15 protein-coding genes and 1 pseudogene are annotated in these 20,297 nt (G+C 64.0%); 12 read left to right on the top strand and 4 right to left on the bottom strand.

Features of this window, described 5'->3' with window-relative positions:
• Positions 1–318: 318 nt before the first annotated feature.
• The 12 genes from ndk to guaA all read left to right on the top strand — a co-directional run bounded on the left by ndk (position 319) and on the right by guaA (position 14,806).
• Positions 319–744, top strand: a complete 426-nt coding sequence (gene ndk / locus AC5P5M_RS10000) for a nucleoside-diphosphate kinase (protein ID WP_005409295.1) — start codon at positions 319–321, stop codon at positions 742–744.
• A gap of 10 nt (positions 745–754) precedes the next feature.
• Entirely contained in the window at positions 755–1,960 is a 1,206-nt protein-coding gene (rlmN, locus tag AC5P5M_RS10005) for a dual-specificity RNA methyltransferase RlmN (protein ID WP_053520188.1), read from the top strand.
• Positions 1,947–2,732, top strand: a complete 786-nt coding sequence (gene pilW / locus AC5P5M_RS10010) for a type IV pilus biogenesis/stability protein PilW (RefSeq protein WP_065181337.1) — start codon at positions 1,947–1,949, stop codon at positions 2,730–2,732. Before rlmN ends, pilW begins: the two co-directional genes overlap by 14 nt.
• An 18-nt stretch (positions 2,733–2,750) precedes the next feature.
• A complete protein-coding gene (locus AC5P5M_RS10015) occupies positions 2,751–3,620 on the top strand; it encodes a RodZ domain-containing protein (RefSeq protein WP_065181338.1) in 870 nt (289 codons plus the stop codon).
• A gap of 64 nt (positions 3,621–3,684) precedes the next feature.
• Complete coding sequence (locus AC5P5M_RS10020) at positions 3,685–4,323, top strand: YfgM family protein (protein WP_053520185.1); 639 nt, start codon at positions 3,685–3,687, stop codon at positions 4,321–4,323.
• A complete protein-coding gene (gene bamB, locus AC5P5M_RS10025; protein ID WP_053520184.1) occupies positions 4,323–5,531 on the top strand; it encodes an outer membrane protein assembly factor BamB in 1,209 nt (402 codons plus the stop codon). The genes AC5P5M_RS10020 and bamB overlap by 1 nt, the downstream gene beginning before the upstream one ends.
• Positions 5,532–5,546: 15 nt before the next feature.
• Entirely contained in the window at positions 5,547–6,944 is a 1,398-nt protein-coding gene (gene der, locus AC5P5M_RS10030; RefSeq protein ID WP_053520183.1) for a ribosome biogenesis GTPase Der, read from the top strand.
• Positions 6,945–7,070: 126 nt separating this feature from the next.
• Entirely contained in the window at positions 7,071–8,207 is a 1,137-nt protein-coding gene (gene moeB, locus AC5P5M_RS10035) for a molybdopterin-synthase adenylyltransferase MoeB (protein WP_495205805.1), read from the top strand.
• A 220-nt stretch (positions 8,208–8,427) separates the two neighbouring features.
• The gene (locus AC5P5M_RS10040) at positions 8,428–10,260 is read left to right on the top strand and encodes a monovalent cation:proton antiporter-2 (CPA2) family protein (RefSeq protein WP_495205806.1); all 1,833 of its coding nucleotides are present in this window, start codon (positions 8,428–8,430) and stop codon (positions 10,258–10,260) included.
• A gap of 146 nt (positions 10,261–10,406) precedes the next feature.
• Positions 10,407–11,285: a bifunctional methylenetetrahydrofolate dehydrogenase/methenyltetrahydrofolate cyclohydrolase FolD gene (gene folD / locus AC5P5M_RS10045; RefSeq protein ID WP_495205807.1), complete on the top strand. Its 879-nt coding sequence runs from the start codon at positions 10,407–10,409 to the stop codon at positions 11,283–11,285.
• Between the two features lie 392 nt (positions 11,286–11,677).
• Positions 11,678–13,135 carry an IMP dehydrogenase gene (gene guaB / locus AC5P5M_RS10050; protein WP_053517615.1) on the top strand — a complete coding sequence of 486 codons (1,458 nt, stop codon included), beginning with the start codon at positions 11,678–11,680 and terminating at the stop codon, positions 13,133–13,135.
• 105 nt (positions 13,136–13,240) lie between these two features.
• Positions 13,241–14,806, top strand: coding sequence for a glutamine-hydrolyzing GMP synthase (gene guaA, locus AC5P5M_RS10055; RefSeq protein WP_049483147.1), 1,566 nt, complete (start codon positions 13,241–13,243; stop codon positions 14,804–14,806).
• Between the two features lie 143 nt (positions 14,807–14,949).
• Here the strand turns inward: guaA and AC5P5M_RS10060 are convergent, their stop codons facing one another.
• From AC5P5M_RS10060 to AC5P5M_RS10075, 4 genes and pseudogenes are all read right to left on the bottom strand, one after another.
• Positions 14,950–15,789: a DNA adenine methylase gene (locus tag AC5P5M_RS10060; RefSeq protein WP_495205808.1), complete on the bottom strand. Its 840-nt coding sequence runs from the start codon at positions 15,787–15,789 to the stop codon at positions 14,950–14,952.
• The gene (locus AC5P5M_RS10065) at positions 15,764–18,094 is read right to left on the bottom strand and encodes a DGQHR domain-containing protein (protein ID WP_495205809.1); all 2,331 of its coding nucleotides are present in this window, start codon (positions 18,092–18,094) and stop codon (positions 15,764–15,766) included. Before AC5P5M_RS10065 ends, AC5P5M_RS10060 begins: the two co-directional genes overlap by 26 nt.
• Before the next feature lie 282 nt (positions 18,095–18,376).
• Entirely contained in the window at positions 18,377–18,733 is a 357-nt protein-coding gene (locus AC5P5M_RS10070) for a hypothetical protein (protein WP_065175061.1), read from the bottom strand.
• 555 nt (positions 18,734–19,288) lie between these two features.
• Positions 19,289–20,212, bottom strand: a pseudogene (locus tag AC5P5M_RS10075) (LysR family transcriptional regulator).
• Between the last annotated feature and the right edge of the window lie 85 nt (positions 20,213–20,297).

The raw sequence follows: 20,297 nt of genomic DNA on the forward strand, positions 1-20,297 counted from the left end.
TGATACTAGAACCAGACGGCAGCGTATGGCATTTTGCAGTGCAGCAAAATTGCCGGGCCAGTCAGAGGGCATTCACCCCCGGGTGCGGGGCCGGATCCCCGAAGGGGCTCCGACCCCTGTCGGGCTGGGGGATGGGGTCAGGGCCCCTGCGGGGGCCTGACCCCGGCCGGCATGAGGCCTGCCAGCCATGGGCTGGCACTACTTAATGGGATCTCTTACAATTCGCCTACGTTTATCAGGCTAAGCCCGCGTTCCGACGCGGGTTTTTTTCATGTACCCTTCGGGCCATCAGCGGCCCGATTCCATTGGAGACATCCCATGGCGCTGGAGCGCACCCTTTCGATCATCAAGCCGGACGCCGTTGCCAAGAACGTCATCGGCGAAATCTACGCCCGCTTTGAAAAGGCCGGCCTGAAGGTCGTCGCCGCCAAGTACAAGCAGCTGTCGCGCCGTGAAGCCGAAGGCTTCTACGCCGTGCACCGCGAGCGTCCGTTCTTCAACGCTCTGGTCGAGTTCATGATCTCCGGCCCGGTGATGATCCAGGCCCTGGAAGGCGAGAACGCCGTGCTGGCCCACCGCGACCTGCTGGGCGCCACCAATCCGAAGGAAGCCGCGCCGGGCACCATCCGCGCCGACTTCGCTGAATCCATCGATGCCAATGCCGCCCACGGCTCGGACTCGGTCGAGAATGCCGCGATCGAAATCGCCTACTTCTTCGCCGCGACCGAAGTCGTCTCGCGCTGAGAGTGATGCCGTGAACGAGGTCGTACAGACACCCGCCATCCAGCCGCTGCCGAAGTCGGCACCCACGGCCGGCAAGCAGAACCTGCTCGACCTCGATCGCGCGGGCCTGGAGACGTTTTTCGTCGAGGTTCTCGGCGAGAAGAAGTTCCGTGCCCACCAGGTGATGAAGTGGATCCACCACCGCTACGTCACCGACTTCGATGAGATGACCGATCTCGGCAAGGTCCTGCGCGCCAAACTGCAGGATCATGCCGAGGTCGTCGTTCCCAACATCGTGTTCGACAAGCCCTCCGCCGACGGCACCCACAAGTGGCTGCTGGCGATGGGCGTGGATGGCAAGAACGCCATCGAGACCGTGTACATCCCGGACAAGACCCGCGGCACGCTGTGCGTGTCCTCGCAGGTCGGCTGCGGGCTGAACTGCACGTTCTGCTCCACCGCCACCCAGGGCTTCAACCGCAACCTGACCACCGCCGAGATCATCGGCCAGGTGTGGGTGGCTGCGCGCCACCTGGGCAACGTGCCGCACCAGATGCGCCGTCTCACCAACGTGGTGATGATGGGCATGGGCGAGCCGCTGATGAATTTCGACAACGTCGTGCGTGCCATGAGCGTGATGCGCGACGATCTGGGCTATGGCCTGGCGAACAAGCGCGTGACGCTGTCCACGTCCGGCCTGGTGCCGCAGATCGACCGCCTGTCCAGCGAGAGTGATGTCTCCCTGGCGGTGTCGCTGCACGCACCGAACGACGAGCTGCGCGAGACGCTGGTGCCGCTGAACAAGAAGTACCCGATCGCCGAGCTGATGGCCTCGTGCGCGCGCTACCTGCGCGCCAACAAGCGTCGCGAGTCGGTGACCTTCGAATACACCCTGATGAAGGGCATCAACGATCAGCCCGAGCATGCCCGGCAGCTGGCCCGGCTGATGCGCCAGTTCGACAACGCGGTGCAGGCCAAAGACTCGGGCAAGGTCAACCTGATCCCGTTCAATCCGTTCCCGGGTACCCGTTACGAGCGTTCCGAGGAAGCCGACATCCGCGCGTTCCAGAAGATCCTGCTCGACAGCAACGTGCTGACGATGGTCCGCCGCACGCGCGGCGACGACATCGACGCCGCCTGTGGCCAGCTCAAGGGCCAGGTGATGGACCGCACCCGCCGCCAGGCGGAGTTCAACAAGACGCTGCAGGCGGGGAAGGGGAGCGATGCGGCCGCCTGACCGCTTCCGGCTGGCGCTGCTTGCGGGCGTGCTGGCCATGGCGGTCGGTGCCTGCTCCTCCACGCCCAAGGGCCGGCTCGGTCCCAGCGAAGCGCCGGTCTATTCGGTGCGTGACCCGGACGGCGTGCGTCGCCAGGTGCGCGTGAACGACCTGCTGGTGCTGGCCTCGCGCGACATGCAGCTGGGCAATCTGGACGGTGCCGAGAGCAAGGCCCGCCAGGTGCTGAAGCTGCAGCCCGACGAGCCTGACGCACTGGTCCTGCTGGCCGGCATCGATGACCGCCGCGGCCGCACCCGGCAGGCGGGCGAGGGCTTCCGCAGGGCCGCAGAGCTGGCCCCGCAGCGCGGTGACGTACTCAACAACTATGGCGCCTGGCTGTGCCAGCAGGGGCAGGCCGCCGAGTCGCTGGTGTGGTTCGATCGTGCGCTGCAGGCGCCGGGCTATGCCACGCCGGCCGAGGCGCAGGCCAACGCGGGGGGCTGTGCGCTTGACGCGGGGCAGCCCGAACGGGCCGAGCGCGACCTGCGTGCCGCACTCGCGGTGGCTCCGGCCAACCCGGTCGCCCTGGAGGCGATGGCCCAGCTGAGCTTCCGCCAGGGCCGCTACATGGAGGCCCGGGCCTTCGCCGAGCGCAGGATTTCGGCTGCACCCGCAACACGTTCCGTGTTACAACTTGCGTCTCAAATCGAGGCGCGGCTGGGCGATCACGCAGCATCCGATCGCTATCTGCAGCGGATTCGACAGGAATTTCCGCAGGATGCGGGCTCCTAACTCCAGGGTTGATGCATTGTGATTGATGACCAGACTGTGAGCGCTCTCGAGACTGCGGCCGGCTGTGGCACCCGCCTTCGCCAGGCCCGCGAGGCGGCCGGACTGACCCTTGACGACGTCGGACAGCGGCTGCGCATGCCGGTCCAGGTGGTCAGGTCGCTGGAAGAAGAACAGTGGCAGAAGCTCGGTGCGCCGGTGTTCGTCCGCGGCCAGCTGCGCAGCTATGCGCGCCTGCTGAATGTGGATGTGAGCGAACTGCTGGAGCAGGCCCAGGTGGGCCCGGTGGTCCCGCCGACCCTGGTCAGCCATACCCATACCCCGCGTGCGCGCCGGATCGCCGAGAACCTCGGCCGGCGCGTGCTGTATGTCGGCATCACCGCGGTGCTGGCCGTGCCGGTGTGGTTCGCCACGCGTGGCCATTTCGATGGCGGCACGCCGTCGCCGAACACCGCCTCGCTGGACGTGATCCCGGCGACCGTGCCGGTCACCCCCGCCGCCGATGGCGGCGAGCCGGTGGCATCGACGGAGACCTCGGTGGCGTCCACCGCCAAGCCGGCCGCGACCCCCTACGTCGCCTCGCTGGCGCCGGTACCGCGTCCGGCCGCCGCTGCGGCGGGTGCCGGCACCACCCTGGAGATGCAGTTCAACGGAGACAGCTGGGTCGACATCGGCGGCCCCGATGGCAGCACCGTCGAGAAGGCGCTGATCCGGTCGGGCGAGAGCCGCAGCTTCACCCCGGGCCAGGTGACCCGGGTCACTCTGGGCAACGCCTCGGCGGTCCAGGTTCAGCAGAACGGCGCTATCGTCGATCTGGCGCCCTACCAGCGAGCCAACGTGGCACGCTTTCAGGTATCCTCTGAAGGCTCCGTGGTCCCGGTTTCGCACTGAGGCGCGGTTTCACCACCTTCGATAATCCCAATGGTCCCTCCCGATGGGCGGGGCGAGAGTACGCATGGCGATCGACGATCTGCTCGACGAGCACGAACAAAGTGAACGCGTCCGCAGCTGGCTGCGGAAGAATGGCGCCAGCATCATCGGTGGCGTGGCCATCGCCATCGGCGCCATCGCCGGCTGGCAGTGGTGGCAGACGCAGCAGGGCGGCAAGCTGGCCTCGGCCAATGTCGAGTACCAGAAGGCACTGGTGGGTCTGCAGCAGAACAAGCTCGACGACGCCGCCAAGGCGGTGAAGGCGCTCGAAGCCGGTCCCTCCAGCATCTACGGCGACCTCGCGGCGCTGCAGCTGGCCAAGGCCCAGGTCGACGCCGGCAAGAATGAAGAAGCCCTGGCGACGCTGCGCAGCGTGAAGGTCGAAGGTGACCTGCAGCGCGTGGTCGACCAGCGCGTGGCCCGCCTGCTGGTCGCTACCGGCAAGGCCGACGAGGCCATCTCCCTGCTGGGCAGCGCCACCGACAGCGGCAGCCTGGAGATCCATGGCGATGCGCTGATGGCCCAGGGCAAGCGTGATGCCGCCCGCGAACAGTACGAGAAGGCGTTGAAGACGCTGGACGTGGCGGCGCCGCAGCGGCGCCTGCTGGAAACCAAGGTTATGGACGCCGGCGGCACCGTCGCCGCCCCTGCGGAGTCGGTTTGATGAGTCAGAAGGTCATGATCACCCGCGTCGCCACCGTGCTGCTGCTCGGCGTGGCGCTGTCCGGCTGCAGCACCATGAAGGGCTGGTTCGCCGGCAAGGACGCGGAAGCGAAGAAGGCGCAGGAGCCGGCCGAACTGGTCAAGTTCGAGCCGACCCTGAAGGTCAACAAGGCCTGGTCGGTCAATCTGGGCAAGGGTGAGCGTCGCATCGGCGTGCGCCAGGGCCCGGCGGTGGCCAACGGTCACGTGTTCGCTGCGGCGATCACCGGTGGCGTGCACGCCATCGACCTGCAGACCGGCAAGAAGGTCTGGACCTGGGAGCCGAAGAAGGAAAAGAAGAAGGACAAGCTGCGCCTGTCCGGTGGCCCGGGTGTTGGCGAGAACCTCGTCGTGATCGGCACGCTCGACGGCCAGGTCATCGCGCTGGACATCAATGACGGCAGCGAGAAGTGGCGCGCCCGCGTGCCCGGCGAAGTGATCGCCGCGCCGGCGGTGGCCCAGGGCATGGTGTTCGTGCGCAGCAACGACGGCCGCATCACCGCCTTCGACGTGGGCAACGGCACCCAGCGCTGGTTCAACCCGAGCGAACTGCCGGCGCTGACCGTGCGTGGCAATGCGCCGGTGGTGACCGGTCCGGGCGTGCTGTTCATCGGCAGGGATGACGGCGCCATCGCCGCGCTGGCCATGCAGGATGGCCGCACCCTGTGGGAACAGAACGTGGGCAGCGCCGAAGGGCGCACCGAGCTGGAGCGCATGGCCGACATCGACGGTGCGCCGGTGCTCGATGGCAACACGCTGTTCGTGAGCAGCTTCAAGAACCAGACGATGGCCATCGAAGGCCCGACCGGTCGCCCGCTGTGGGCGCGCGACCACGGCGGTGCCGGTGGCGTGGCGGTCTCGTCGGGCAATGTGTTCGTCACCGACAACAAGGGTGGCGTGTTCGGCCTGGACAAGGCCAGTGGCGCGGCGATGTGGTCGCAGACCGGGCTCGCCCGGCGCCTGCTGACCGGCCCGGCACTGCACGGCGACTACGTGGTGGTCGGCGACTACAAGGGATACGTGCACTGGCTGCAGACGTCCGATGGCGCGATGGCGGCGCGGGCCAAGAGCGGCGGTGAAGCTCTGCTGGCCCAGCCGATCGTCGTCGACGGGGTGCTGCTGGTGCAGAACGTGGATGGCAAGCTGACCGCCTTCCGGTTGGCAAATTAATACGGAGTAATCGCGATGCTGCCTTTGGTCGCCCTGGTTGGACGGCCGAATGTCGGCAAGTCGACCATTTTCAATGCGTTGACCCGCACCCGTGACGCCCTGGTCCATGACCAGCCCGGCGTCACCCGTGATCGCAACTACGGCGTCTGCCGCCTCGACGAGGACAATCATTTCCTCGTCGTGGACACCGGCGGTATCGCCGGGGAAGACGAGGGCCTGGCGGGCGCTACTACGCGTCAGGCCCGGGCCGCTGCCGCCGAAGCCGACCTGATCCTGTTCGTCGTCGATGCCCGCGAGGGCACGTCGGCGCTGGACGACGAGATCCTGTCGTGGCTGCGCAAGCTGTCGCGTCCGACCCTGCTGCTCATCAACAAGATCGACGGCACCGACGAGATGGCCGTGCGCTCGGAATTCGCGCGCTACGGCTTCAGCGAGATGCTGACGGTTTCGGCCGCGCATCGTCAGGGCCTGGACGATCTGCTCGATGAAGTGATCCAGCGTCTGCCGGAAGAGGGCAGTGGCGAAGAGCTGGACAACGATCCGAACCGTGTGCGCATCGCCTTTGTCGGCCGCCCCAACGTGGGCAAGTCGACCCTGGTCAACCGCATCCTCGGCGAGGAGCGCATGATCGCCTCCGACGTGCCCGGCACCACCCGCGATTCGATCGCGGTGGACCTGGAACGCGATGGCCGCGAATATCGCCTGATCGACACCGCCGGCCTGCGTCGCCGCTCGCGGGTGGACGAGGTGGTCGAGAAGTTCTCGGTGGTCAAGACCATGCAGTCCATCGAGCAGTGCCAGGTGGCCGTGCTCATGCTGGACGCCACCGAAGGCGTGACCGACCAGGACGCCACCGTGCTGGGGGCCGTGCTCGACGCCGGCCGCGCCCTGGTGATCGCCATCAACAAGTGGGATGGCCTGACCGAGTACCAGCGCGAGCAGGCCGAAACCATGCTGTCGCTGAAGCTGGGCTTCGTGCCGTGGGCGGAATCGGTACGCATCTCGGCCAAGCATGGCTCGGGCCTGCGTGAGCTGTTCCGTGCGGTGCACCGCGCCCACGAATCGGCGAACAAGACGTTCACCACCAGCGAAGTGAACAAGGCGCTGGAAGTGGCCTACGAGACCAACCCGCCGCCGACCATCCGCGGCCACGTCTCCAAGCTGCGTTACGTGCACCCGGCCGGGGCCAACCCGCCCACCTTCATCGTGCATGGCACGCGCCTGAAGGAGCTGCAGGAGTCGTACAAGCGCTACCTGGAGAACTTCTTCCGCAAGCGCTTCAAGCTGATCGGCACGCCGGTGGTGTTCCTGTTCCGCGAAGGTGCCAACCCGTACGAGGGCAAGAAGAACGTGCTGACCGAACGGCAGATCAAGGCCAAGCGGCGCTTGATGAAACACGTCAAGGGCAAGTAACCGGAAAGGCGGCCGCAGGGCCGCCTTTTTCGTTTGACGGGGAATGGGGTCAGATCCCTTTTCCTTCGGAACAGCGATCTGACCCCTGGGACGCTCGGCGGGCAGGGCCTGCGCGATAATGGCGCCATGAGCATCCGAGAGCTTTCCCCGGCGCAGGCGCATGACCGCCTGGCCCATGGCGCCGTGCTGATCGATGTGCGGGAGGCGCACGAGCGCGCCGGTGGCATGGCCGAAGGCGCCCGTGGTGTGGCCGGGGCGGAACTGCGGGCCGACCCGGCCGCGCACCTGCCACGCCCGGAACAGGAAATCCTGCTGATCTGCCAGACCGGCAAGCGTTCGGCCGACGCCGCGCAGGCCCTGCTCGACGCTGGCTACGCGAACGTGGCGTCGGTCGCCGGGGGCACCGTGGCCTGGCGCGAGCAGGCGCTGCCGCTGGTGCAGCCCGTGGCCAGCGCTGCCGACCGCGATTTCTTCGATCGCTACTCGCGTCACCTGCTGCTGCCGCAGGTGGGTGAGGCGGGCCAGCGTCGCCTGCAGCAGTCGCGTGTGCTGGTGCTGGGGGCGGGCGGGCTGGGCGCGCCGGCCGGCTTCTACCTGGCCGCGGCCGGGGTCGGGCACCTGCGCTTTGCCGACCACGACCGCGTCGAACGCAGCAACCTGCACCGCCAGATCGTGCATACCGAAGCCAGTGTCGGCCAGCTCAAGGTCGACTCCGCACGCGAGCGCCTGCTGGCGCTGAATCCCGCCATCGACATTGAAGCCGTGCCGCAGCGGGTCACCTCCGACAACGTCGACGCGCTGCTGGACGGGGTGGACGTGGTGCTGGATGGCTCGGACAACTTCCCTCTGCGCTATCTGCTCAACGATGCCTGCATCAAGCACCGGCTGCCGCTGGTGTATGCGGCAATCGAGCGCTTCGACGGCCAGGTGAGCGTGTTCGACGCCGGCCGCCAGCGCGGCGTCGCGCCCTGCTACCGCTGCCTGTTCCCGGAGCCCCCGCCGCCGGAGTTCGCGCCGAACTGTTCCGAGGCCGGCGTGCTGGGCGTGCTGCCAGGGTTGGCCGGCGTGCTGCAGGCCACCGAGGTGTTGAAGCTGCTGCTGGGCATCGGCGAGCCCCTGGTGGGGCGTCTGCTGCGTTTCGATGCACTGGGCATGCGCTTCCGCGAGACCGGCATCGGCCCGGACCCGCAGTGCCCGGTCTGCGCGCCGGGCGTGCCGTTCCCGGGCTATATCGATTACGCCGCCTTCTGCCGGGGCGGGTGATTCCGGAAGCGCCGGGCCATGCCCGGCGAGCGCAGCGGCACGGGCAGGCATATCCGCCGGGCATGGCCCGGCGCTACCGTTGATCGTTTCAGAATGATGTATGGGGTGGCTGCCGGCATCGTTCTACCTCCAAGACAATCCGGCGCAACATGCGTGCTATTGCCGTCATCCACATTGCTCTATCGTGGTGAGCGATTCTGGATTCCGGGGAAAGCACCGCATGGCGGTAGAAGCAGCGACCAGCGAGCTGGTCAAGGTGGTTGCCCTGCTGGGCGCGGCGGTGGTGATGGTGCCCTTGTTCCGGCGGCTGGGCCTGGGGTCGGTGCTGGGCTACTTCGCCGCCGGCCTGGCGATCGGACCGTTCGGGCTGGGCTGGTTCTCCGATCCGCAGGCCATCCTGCATACCGCCGAACTCGGCGTGGTGATGTTCCTGTTCGTGATCGGCCTGGAGATGCGGCCCTCGCACCTGTGGAGCCTGCGCAAGGAAATCTTCGGGCTGGGCACGCTGCAGATCGTCACCTGCGCGCTGGTGCTGACCAGTATCGCCAAGCTGTTCGGCTTCCCGTGGCAGGTGGCCTTCATCGGTGCCACCGGCTTCGTGCTGACCTCCACCGCCGTGGTGATGCAGCTGCTGGCCGAGCGCGGTGATATCGCGCTGCCTTCGGGGCAGAAGATCGTCTCCATCCTGCTGTTCGAAGACCTGCTGATCGTGCCGCTGCTGGCCCTGGTGGCGTGGATGGCGCCCAGCGCGGGCAGCTCCGATGGCGAGGGCTCGCGCTGGCTGTCGGTGGTGATCGGTGTCGGTGCCATCGTCGGTCTGGTGCTGGTCGGCCGCTTCCTGCTCAACCCGCTGTTCCGCCTGCTGGCCGAATCGAAGGCACGCGAGGTGATGACCGCCGCCGCGTTGCTGGTGGTGCTGGGCGCGGCACTGCTGATGCAGCTGTCCGGCCTGTCGATGGCGATGGGCGCGTTCCTGGCCGGCGTGCTGCTGAGCGAATCGACCTTCCGCCACCAGATCGAAGCCGACATCGAACCGTTCCGCGGCATCCTGCTCGGCCTGTTCTTCCTCAGCGTCGGCATGGCGCTGGACCTGGGCGTAGTGGCCTCGCACTGGCAGCTGATCGCCGGCCTGGTGCTGGCGCTGATGGCGGCCAAGGCACTGTGCATCTACGTCGTTGCGCGTCTGATGGGCAGCGACCACGCGCAGGCGCTGGACCGTGGCGTGCTGATGGCGCAGGGCGGTGAGTTCGCCTTCGTGCTGTTCTCCGCAGCGGCGGCCGCCGGTGTGATCGACGTGGACATCAATGCCAACTTCACCGCCGTGGTGGTGCTGTCGATGGCGCTGACCCCGCTGGTGGTGCTGGTCTACAAGCGCGTGGCGCCGAAGCCGACGGTGAACCTGGAGGGCGTGGACGAAGCCGACGGCCTGTCCGGCAGCGTGCTGCTGATCGGCTTCGGCCGCTTCGGCCAGGTGGCCAGCCAGTCGCTGCTGGCGCGCGACGTGGACGTGACCATCATCGACAACGATGTGGAGATGATCCAGAGCGCGGCGCGGTTCGGCTTCAAGATCTACTACGGCGATGGCACCCGCCTGGACGTGCTGCATGCTTCCGGCGCGGCGACCGCGCGCGCGATCGCGGTGTGCGTGGACAAGGCCGACGCCGCCGACCGCATCGTCGAGCTGGTCGCGCACGAATTCCCGCAGGCCAAACTGATGGTGCGCTCGTTCGACCGCGAGCACTCGCTGCGGCTGATCCATGCCGGCGTCGATTTCCAGATCCGCGAGACCTTTGAATCGGCCGTGCTGTTCGGTCAGGCCGCGCTGGTGGAGCTGGGCGCCGACGAGGACGACGCGATCGAGATCGCCGAACAGATCCGTCGCCGCGACGCCGAGCGTTTCGAGCTGGAAATCGCCGGCGGCGGCCTGAACGCCGGCGCCAAGATGGTGTTTGGCAACTCCGGCCAGGGCGTACCGACGCCGACCCCGTTCACCGCGCCGAAGCGGGCAAGCAAGACCTTGAACCCGCAGGACGTGCCCGAAGAGGAAGAATGAGGGATGCGACCCGTAACGTCACCCGGGGTCAGCGTTCCAAGGTAGCGCCGGGCCATGCCCGGCGAGCGCAGCGGCCGCATTGGCGGTGGGCGAGGGGGCCTGAATCGGGGACAATAGCCTCCCCACCGCCGCCGCCCCCGCATTCGATGAACGATTCCGCCGCCCCGCATCCTGCCCGCATCCTCGATGGCCGCCGCATCGCTGAAGACCTGCTCGACAGCCTGAAGGTGCGCGTCGACGCCCGCATCGCGGCCGGTGGCAGCCGTCCGGGCCTGGCCGTGGTGCTGGTGGGCGGCGACCCGGCCTCGACCGTGTACGTGCGCAACAAGCGCCGTGCCGCCGAGAAGGTCGGCATCGAAGCACACGATTACGACCTGCCGGCCGGCACCACCGAGGCCGAGCTGCTGGACCTGATCGACCAGCTCAATGCCGATCCGAAGATCAACGGCATCCTGATCCAGCTGCCGCTGCCGGGCATCCCCGATGCGCGCCGGCTGATCCAGCGCATCGACCCGCGCAAGGACGTCGATGGCTTCCACCCGGAAAACGTCGGCCATCTGGCCCTGCGCGAGTTCGGCCTGCGCCCGTGCACCCCGCGCGGCATCACCACGCTGCTGGGCCACACCGATCAGCCGGTGCGCGGCCGCAACGCCACCATCGTCGGTGTCAGCAACCACGTTGGCCGCCCGATGGGCCTGGAACTGCTGATTGCCGGCTGCACCGTCACCAGCTGCCACAAGTTCACCCCCAAGGACGTGCTGGAACAGGCCGTGCGCAACGCCGACATCCTGGTGGTGGCGGTGGGCCGCCCGGGCATCGTGCCGGGCGAGTGGGTGAAGCCGGGCGCGGTGGTGATCGACGTCGGCATCAACCGGTTGGATGACGGCCGCCTGGTGGGCGACGTCGGCTTCGATGCGGCGGCGCAGCGGGCGAGCTGGATCACCCCGGTGCCGGGCGGTGTGGGCCCGATGACCGTGGCCACGCTGATGCAGAACACCCTGGAAGCGGCGGAAGCGGTGAGCTGATCGCAGCGAGCGGCTGTTGGTAGGTGCCAACCGTCGTCGGCCTGCCTGTGGTGGGTGCCAACCTTGGTTGGCACGCTTCGTCCGGCATCTGGACTCCAGATGGGGTGAAGGCCTCTCTGTTTGTGCCAACCAAGGTTGGCACCTACCAGGAGCCGGTTGTCGGCTTGCCTGTGGTGGGTGCCAACCTTGGTTGGCACGATCCGTCAGGTGCCTGGACCCCAGATGGGGCGGAGGACTCTTTGTTTGTGCCAACCAAGGTTGGCACCCACCGAAGCGGTAGCCGGCCCCCTGAATGGACCGCCGCCCGCGCGACACTGCGTCGCATCCACCCCCTGCCACGCGGCGCGAAAACAAGGTAAAATGTCGCGCTTCCCCACATCTCGGGTATGCCGATGCTGCGCATCCAGGCTGAAGCACTCACTTACGACGACGTCTCGCTCGTCCCCGCCCACTCGACCATCCTGCCCAAGGACGTCAACCTCGAAACGCGGTTGACCCGAGACCTGAAGCTCAAGCTTCCGATCCTGTCCGCCGCGATGGACACCGTCACCGAAGCCCGCCTGGCCATCGCCATGGCCCAGCTCGGCGGCATGGGCATCATCCACAAGAATCTCAGCCTGGAACAGCAGGCCGCGGAAGTGGCCAAGGTGAAGAAGTTCGAGGCCGGTGTCATCCGCGACCCGATCACCGTCGGCCCGGAAACCACCATCCGTGACGTGCTGGCCCTGACCCAGGCGCACAACATCTCCGGCGTGCCGGTGGTGGGCAGCGACGGCCTGCTGGCCGGCATCGTGACCCACCGCGACATGCGCTTCGAGACCGAGCTGGACGATCCGGTCCGCCACATCATGACCAAGAAGGATCGCCTGATCACGGTCAAGGAAGGCGCCGCGTCCGACGAAGTGCTGCAGCTGCTGCACCGCAACCGCATCGAGAAGGTGCTGGTGGTCAATGACTCGTTCGAACTGCGTGGCCTGATCACCGTCAAGGACATCCAGAAGAACACCGACTTCCCGAACGCCGCCAAGGATCTGTCGACCCGCCTGCTGGTCGGCGCCGCCGTCGGCGTGGGTGGCGATACCGATCGCCGCGTGGAAGCGCTGGTCGCCGCCGGGGTGGACGTGATCGTGGTCGATACCGCGCACGGCCACTCGCAGGGCGTGCTGGACCGTGTCAGCTGGGTCAAGAAGAACTTCCCGCAGGTGCAGGTCATCGGCGGCAACATCTGCACCGGCGAAGCCGCACTGGCGCTGCTGGACAGCGGCGCGGACGCGGTGAAGGTCGGCATCGGCCCGGGCTCGATCTGCACCACCCGCGTCGTCGCCGGCGTCGGCGTGCCGCAGGTCACCGCCATCGACCTGGTGGCCGAAGCGCTGCAGGACCGCATCCCGCTGATCGCCGACGGTGGCATCCGCTACTCGGGCGACATCGGCAAGGCGTTGGCTGCCGGTGCCTCGACCATCATGGTCGGTGGCCTGCTGGCCGGTACCGAGGAATCGCCGGGCGAGACCGAGCTGTACCAGGGCCGTTCGTACAAGAGCTATCGCGGCATGGGTTCGCTGGCTGCCATGGAGAAGGGGTCCAAGGACCGCTACTTCCAGGACGCCGCCACCGCCGACAAGCTGGTGCCGGAAGGCATCGAAGGCCGCGTGCCGTACCGCGGCCCGGTGGGCGGCATCATCCACCAGCTGATGGGCGGCCTGCGCGCCACCATGGGCTACGTGGGCTGCGCCACCATCGACGAGATGCGCAGCAAGCCCAAGTTCGTGAAGATCAGCGGCGCCGGCCAGCGTGAGAGCCACGTCCACGACGTGACGATCACCAAAGAGCCGCCGAACTACCGCGCCTGACGCGGGCCGAGCAAAGAGGAACGAGGAAGCTGATTCCCGTTCCTCTTTCTCCATCTGCCGCCGCAAATTCCGACTTCGTTTTCCCTACTGCATTGCCAGGGCGCCATGACCAACATCCATAACGACAAGATCCTGATTCTCGATTTCGGCGCGCAGTACACGCAGCTGATTGCCCGCCGCATCCGCGAGCTGGGCGTCTACTGCGAAATCTGGGCGTGGGACCACAACCCGGCCGAGATCGCCGGCTTCGGCGCCAAGGGCATCATCCTGTCCGGTGGACCGGAATCGACCACGCTGCCGGGTGCCCCGGCTGCACCGCAGGAAGTGTTCGACAGCGGCCTGCCGATCTTCGGCATCTGCTACGGCATGCAGACTCTGGCTGCCCAGCTGGGCGGTGCCACCGAAGCGGCTGACCAGCGCGAGTTCGGCCACGCCGAAGTGAATGTCATCAACCCGGATGCGCTGTTCAAGGGCCTGAGCGACCACGGCGGCGAGCCGAAGCTGAATGTCTGGATGAGCCACGGCGACCACGTCTCCGTTGCGCCGCCGGGCTTCACCATCACCGCCACCACCGACCGCATTCCGGTGGCCGCCATGGCCAACGAAGAAAAGCGCTGGTACGGCGTGCAGTTCCACCCGGAAGTAACCCACACCCTGCAGGGCCAGACGCTGCTGCGCCGCTTCGTGGTGGACGTGTGCGGCTGCCAGACCCTGTGGACCGCCGCCAACATCATCGACGACCAGATCGCCCGCGTGCGCGAACAGGTGGGCGATGACGAAGTGATCCTGGGCCTGTCCGGCGGCGTCGATTCGTCCGTGGTGGCTGCGCTGCTGCACAAGGCCATCGGCGAGAAGCTGACCTGCGTGTTCGTGGATACCGGCCTGCTGCGCTGGCAGGAAGGCGACCAGGTGATGGCGATGTTCGCCGAGCACATGGGCGTGAAGGTCGTGCGCGTGAATGCCGCCGACCGTTACTTCAAGGCGCTGGAAGGCGTGAGCGACCCGGAAGCCAAGCGCAAGATCATCGGCAACCTGTTCGTTGAGATCTTCGACGAAGAGTCGAACAAGCTGAGCAACGCCAAGTGGCTGGCGCAGGGCACCATCTACCCGGACGTGATCGAGTCGGCCGGCAGCAAGACCGGCAAGGCGCATGTGATCAAGAGCCACCACAACGTGGGCGGCCTGCCAGAGCACATGAAGCTGGGCCTGGTGGAGCCGCTGCGCGAGCTGTTCAAGGACGAAGTGCGCCGCCTGGGCGTCGAGCTGGGCCTGCCGCGCACCATGGTCTACCGTCATCCGTTCCCGGGCCCGGGCCTGGGCGTGCGCATTCTGGGCGAGGTAAAGCCGGAATACGCCGAACTGCTGGCCAAGGCCGATGCCATCTTCATTGATGAGCTGCGCAAGGCCGACCTGTACGACAAGACCAGCCAAGCGTTTGCCGTGTTCCTGCCGGTGAAGTCGGTGGGTGTGGTGGGCGACGCGCGCGCTTATGAGTGGGTGATTGCGCTGCGTGCCGTGGAGACGATCGACTTCATGACGGCGCACTGGGCGCATCTGCCGTATGAGTTCCTGGGGACGGTGAGCAACCGGATCATCAATGAGTTGCGGGGGGTGTCGCGGGTGGTTTATGACATCTCGGGGAAGCCGCCGGCGACTATTGAGTGGGAATGAGTTGAAAGAACGAGGGCGCCGGGAGGCGCCCTTGTTGTTTCTGGTCAATAGAGAGGGGGCTTGCTGAAAAGTTCTATGTTCCCTCACTCAGCGTGCTGCGAAGGCCGAAGAACGCGGAGCCTGTAGCTTGTTCTACGACGCGGCTAAAGATTCAGTGAGATGACCACTTCTGTGGTCTTCTTTCGCCTAGTGGCGATAGAAGACATCACACTTGATCGCTCAACTACTGAAATGTCAAAGTCTGAGTAGAGCTCGTGGATGGAAGGATGGTCGGCATTGGTTGCCATCACAGATGCGCCCCGCGAAGCAGCTGCCGCGAGTTCATCTCTAAGTCTGACCTGATCTGCCCACGAGAATAATTGTTCGTTGTAAAGAATAAATCCGTTGTGATTATGTTTGACGGTGTAGGGTGGGTCGCAGAATATAAAATCACCCTGCCCACATTCTTTTATTACTTTTCCGAAATCGCCGTGCGTTAGAGTGGCGCCTTCTAACATCTTGCTAATCGATTCAAAGTCATCAGTGGGCATGACTACTGCATCTTTCGTGCCGCGGGGAACGTTGAATTGTCCTTTGCGATTTACGCGATACAGGCCGTTAAAGCAAGTTCTGTTCAGATATATAAAACGCGCGGCCCTCGCCGCTGATTCATTTGGCGTGGAGCTGCGTACTGAATAATAGTAGCTGTCGTCCTTCAGATGCTTTCGCTGATGAGTCTGCAGCAGAGTGAAGACGCTTTCCCAGTCATCCTTGATGGCTTGATAAGTGGCGATTAGGTCCGCATTGAAGTCATTAAGGAGCGCGCACGTCGGGCGCGAATGGAAGAACATCGCAGCGCTTCCAAGGAAAGGTTCAACGTACCGAGCGTTCGCCGGGATCATTTGCATGACCTCGGACTCTCGCGTCAACCAGCGCTTGCCGCCGGCCCACTTCAGAAAGGGCAGCACTATCGGTCCTTCAGTCTTCTGGCTGGATTTGATCATAGTCGTATGCGCTAATCCGAGACTGGAGGGTATTTGCCACAAGCTCCAAAAGGTCGAGGTCGTCCAAGCTATAGCCCCGGCCTGGTGCTGCATGAGCGGGGATTCGCCGAATCTCGTTGAATCTATCCATCCACTTTACGTTCTTGGCGTGACCCTTTTGGCCGTCAAGTGGAATATCCATGACGTCTTTAAAAAGTGGCCACCTTGATTTCTCTTCAACAATTTGCTTTAGATCGATAAAGTCGAGATAGGCCTCGAGAGGAAGTCGGGCGCCAACTTCAACATCCTGCGACTTGCTATACGCAGAGGTCTTTATCTTTCCTTGGACAATTCCCTTTTCCCAATAGTTGTTGTTTTCCTCGCCAAACTTGGCTCGGAAAACTTTAAATATATGGTCGATTGCTAGAATATTGATCTGCTGAACCTGTTGATCTGCAGTGTTCTTCAGTTCCTCCGATTGAGTCTTCTCCCAATCTTCCAAGCCGTCAGGACAGAAGGAATGATGCTTCTGGCGAAGGATTTGAGAAAAGCGCAAGAACAATGTTCTGGGTGCGCCGCTCCCATATCCAGCGGAGAGCGTGGCGTCGACCTTGTCTGGAGCGCTATCCTTTATATAGTCTAGGAGGGGGGCAGCAAAGTCTATTACCTTCTCCAAGAGATCTGTATCACTAGCTTTAACTTTTACTTGGCCGGATTTCTGCAAATGTCGTGTAATTTCACCGAGCAACAAACTTAGTGCCTGAATGGAGTCATTTGTGCAAAGTTTTCCAGTTCGGCCGATTTCCCATCGTGCCACGTCCGCCTCTTGGAACTGACGCAAAAATCCGTTAAGGACCTTGGTGGCCCGTTGGAGAGTGGCGTTGTCAGTACCGGTGCCTAGTGGTCCAGGCAAATAGTCTCCCTTTTGAGCAGTCCCAAATATTCCGGAACGCTTGAGGCCAATCTTCACTTGAGGAACGGTCAGGCATGCACGATTGCTCCCTTTGATGCCTTCCGCGGAGAAACGCGCATGAAGGGGGCTGGAGGGATCCTTATTCATGGTTTGAATCGCGCGTGCCGCTAGGGCTCCAATGCGCTCTCCTGGGTTATCCGATCCCCATTTTAGTTGGCCTTCCAAATCATCAAGCAAGTTTTTGGGGACGGACTTCTGCTCATGATTGATGGTCACGAACATTTCAGCCTCTTCTTCCTTCGATATTCCCTCGAAGGCGACCACTACAAGTCGTTGGTCGAGATAAGGGTCTGGTAAGGAGGCGTAGCCGTAAAGTCGATGCTGACCGTCAATAATCCATGCGGATTTGTAAGTGTTTGGCAGATAGAGTGTCCCGAAATGGACTTCGGTTCCGGTGTCCTTATTGGTGATATCAAAGCGCGGCGGTTTGCTAAAATTAATTAGCAAATTGTTGGGGAATATTCCTCCGTTCAGAATGTAAGTGGCAATTGACTTTAGCCTGCTTTTCTGAACAAGTCGCTGGTAGGTTGGGTGGCCTTCCGGATCGTCGAGCGTTCGGTGATTGACGAACGATATTTTTAGAAGCTGTCTTGGGGTTGATACGAAGGAGTAAAAATATCTCCCACCCAACTTTGACCGCGTGGCAGAGACTGTCACCCCGGTCATCTCTGGGATGGGCTGATCCTTCAGGAACTCCGCTAGGAACTGGAATCTAGCCGCCTTGCCCAGAAGCTCTGCAATCTGGGTGAAGTAAGGGAGCTCTTGCTCTGTGACTCTCTTAATATTCTGCTTGGTGGCAAATTCAATGTCGGACTCAGACCAGACGATGTTCTCGGTTAGATAGAACCAAAGAATTTTAGGTTTGAATCCGCTATAAAAATTCTTTACCGCTGTAGCGACCTCTCCCTTGCAGGACGTGAAGTCTGCCAACTCCTTCGAGACGCTGGCTCTTTTGAGGCGCTCAGAGGTCTTGACGCGAGTCACAATAACAGTTTCATCATCCGCCGCGAACACGGAAAAGGGGCGCTCGACGACCTCTTCTTTCCGCTTCTTTGTCAGAATTCTGAAATTGCGCCCGGAGTTCAGCTCTCGATAGCCCATCTTATATAGAAGGGTCCACCAAATGTTCTCTACTCTCTCGTCAAGGCATTTATCCTTGCGCAGAGATGCCTTGCCTTTCTCTTTCTTGTGGATGATCCATCCATTATCGAGGTTATCAGCGATCTCATCACTGATCACCCTCTTCTGATCAAATTTCTTCGACCTAAGTCTGAATTCTTTTCGAAGATCTACATCCTTGTCTAGCAACGGCCAGATTGCTGCGTCTGATGGTTGCTTGGCTCCCTTCGCCACATCTCTTCCCCCTGATAGCAGACGTGGAACAGTAACGCATCGTTAGGCAAACGTGAAGGGTGTAGTCGTTCTTGCGAGCATCGATTGTGGTTAGCAACTATTCGGCGGAGGCAGCGGCAGATGCAGGGCGTACAGTCCAATCTCGTCTTCCGTCGGCTCTGGGCATTGGAAATGTGACCAGAACAATTTCTGGAGCACACTGCACGAATGTTTGGGGGCTGGCGTCCTACTGGGGTCAGTCGGAGTACTCGACTCTTAACCTTTAATTTGGCTTAGGGCTAGTCATTCCGGCCTAACCTCCCGACAAGCCCACTCAACCAACCCCCGGCACGCTAGAAACAGCCCATCCACCACCCCCTCATCCAAATGCCGCTCCGGGTCCGCAGCCACCCGGCAGCGGTCCGCGGCGTGCAGCACCTCCAGCACCGTCAGCGCCCCCACCATCGCGCGCTCGCTCCTGGCCAGACTGACGCGCCGTCCAGGCGACACATCGTTCTCCGGCCAAGGCAACCCATCCGCGCCTTCGCAGCGACGGATACGCTTGAGGATGCCAATGAGGGAGTTGAGGTCGGGCGGCGGGGTGTCGTCGTTGATGGGCTCAACGGATGTATACGAGGAGAAGTTCTCGGAATCGTTCATGGCGTCGGTTTCCCTGGCTGTGTTTGACAGCGCCACCGCGTAGGCGGGGTGGCGGACGATGCGTGGCTGCAAACCGGGACGAAGTAGTGCCATGACCGGTGGGTCCGAAGACCCCCACGCACCGCCCGCCATAGAGGCCGACGGATTGCCCGCCGGCACCGTTCAAGTACGGTGCCGACGGGCAAGCGTAAACAACAGGCACAGCAATCGTCACGGGTTTGCAGACCCGTAGCCACCCGTTGTCGGTGGCGCGCCATGGTGTTTACGCCGTCGCTCCGAATGCCAATAGAAATTCCCGAAGAAATCGCAGGAATCGAGAGCGAAGAACTATTGTGGCACGCGCCATTCGTGCAGCACGCGACATCGCCAGACGCATTCGCGCAGTCACCCTGCTGATTGCGAATCAAACTGGCGCAATCGCCCACGCCACAAGCGAATAGCGCGACAGCCTTCTTAACATCCCTTTCGGCTCAAAATCGGCTGGCGACGCTGCCCGATCACCCGCGCACCTCAAAAATCGGTTCAATCACGACACGGCCAGCAGGCATCGCACCCTCAAGCGACGCCGCCCTCAACCGCGCCCGCATTCCCCACCAACAACTCAATCATCGCCCGCGCCGCCGCCGACTGCCGCCGATGCGGCGCATAGATCACCGAGAACGGCCGCGACCTTCCCCGCAACTGCGGCAGCACCTCCACCAGCTGCCCACGCTGCAACCGCTCGCGCACGATGAACTCATAGCTCTGGCAGATGCCGATGCCCTGTTCGGCCAGCGACACCACGCCCAGCACATCGTCGGAGGTCTCGATGGACGAACGCGGCAGCCAGTCCACGTCGCGCCCGTCGTCACGGAAGATCCACGGCGCCAGCCGCCCGGTACGCGGCATCACGAAGGGCAGGCACAGGTGCTGCTACAGGTCGTCCAGCGTCTGCGGCGTGCCACGGCGTTGCAGGTAGTCCGGCGCGGCCACCAGCAGCAGCGGCGCGTCTTCCAGCTTCCGCCCCACCAGCCCGCTGTCCGGCAGCTGGCCCAGGCGGATGGCCAGGTCGAAGCCTTCGGCCACCAGGTCCACGTTGCGGTTGGTGATGTTCAGCTCCACCTGCACCTGCGGGTACTGCTGCGCAAAGCGCGCCAGCACGGGCGGCAGCCGGTAGTGGCCGTAGGTGGTCGGCACGCTCAGGCGCACACGGCCGGCCAGCGCGCCGTCCTGGGCCAGTACGTCGCGCTCGGCGTCGTCCAGCAGGCCAAAGGCCGTGCGCACCTGTTCCCGATAGAGCCGCCCGGCGTCGGTCAGGCCCACGCGGCGGGTGGTCCGCTGCAGCAGCTGCCGGCCCAGCCGCGCTTCCAGACGGGTGACCGCGCGGCTCAGCACCGACGGCGTGGTGGACAGCGCCACTGCGCCCGCCGTGAACGAGCCGTGCTCCACCACCGCCAGGAACACCTCCACATCGCCCAGGTAGTCGAACTTGCGGCTCATTTGGCTCTCCGGGGAACAGATGTTTTTCGATGGGGCCAATTTATCGCCGCTGGGGCGATGAATAAAGTGGCCGCCATTCCCCGAA

Source organism: Stenotrophomonas sp. YJH_SMC_106-19 (assembly GCF_059368375.1).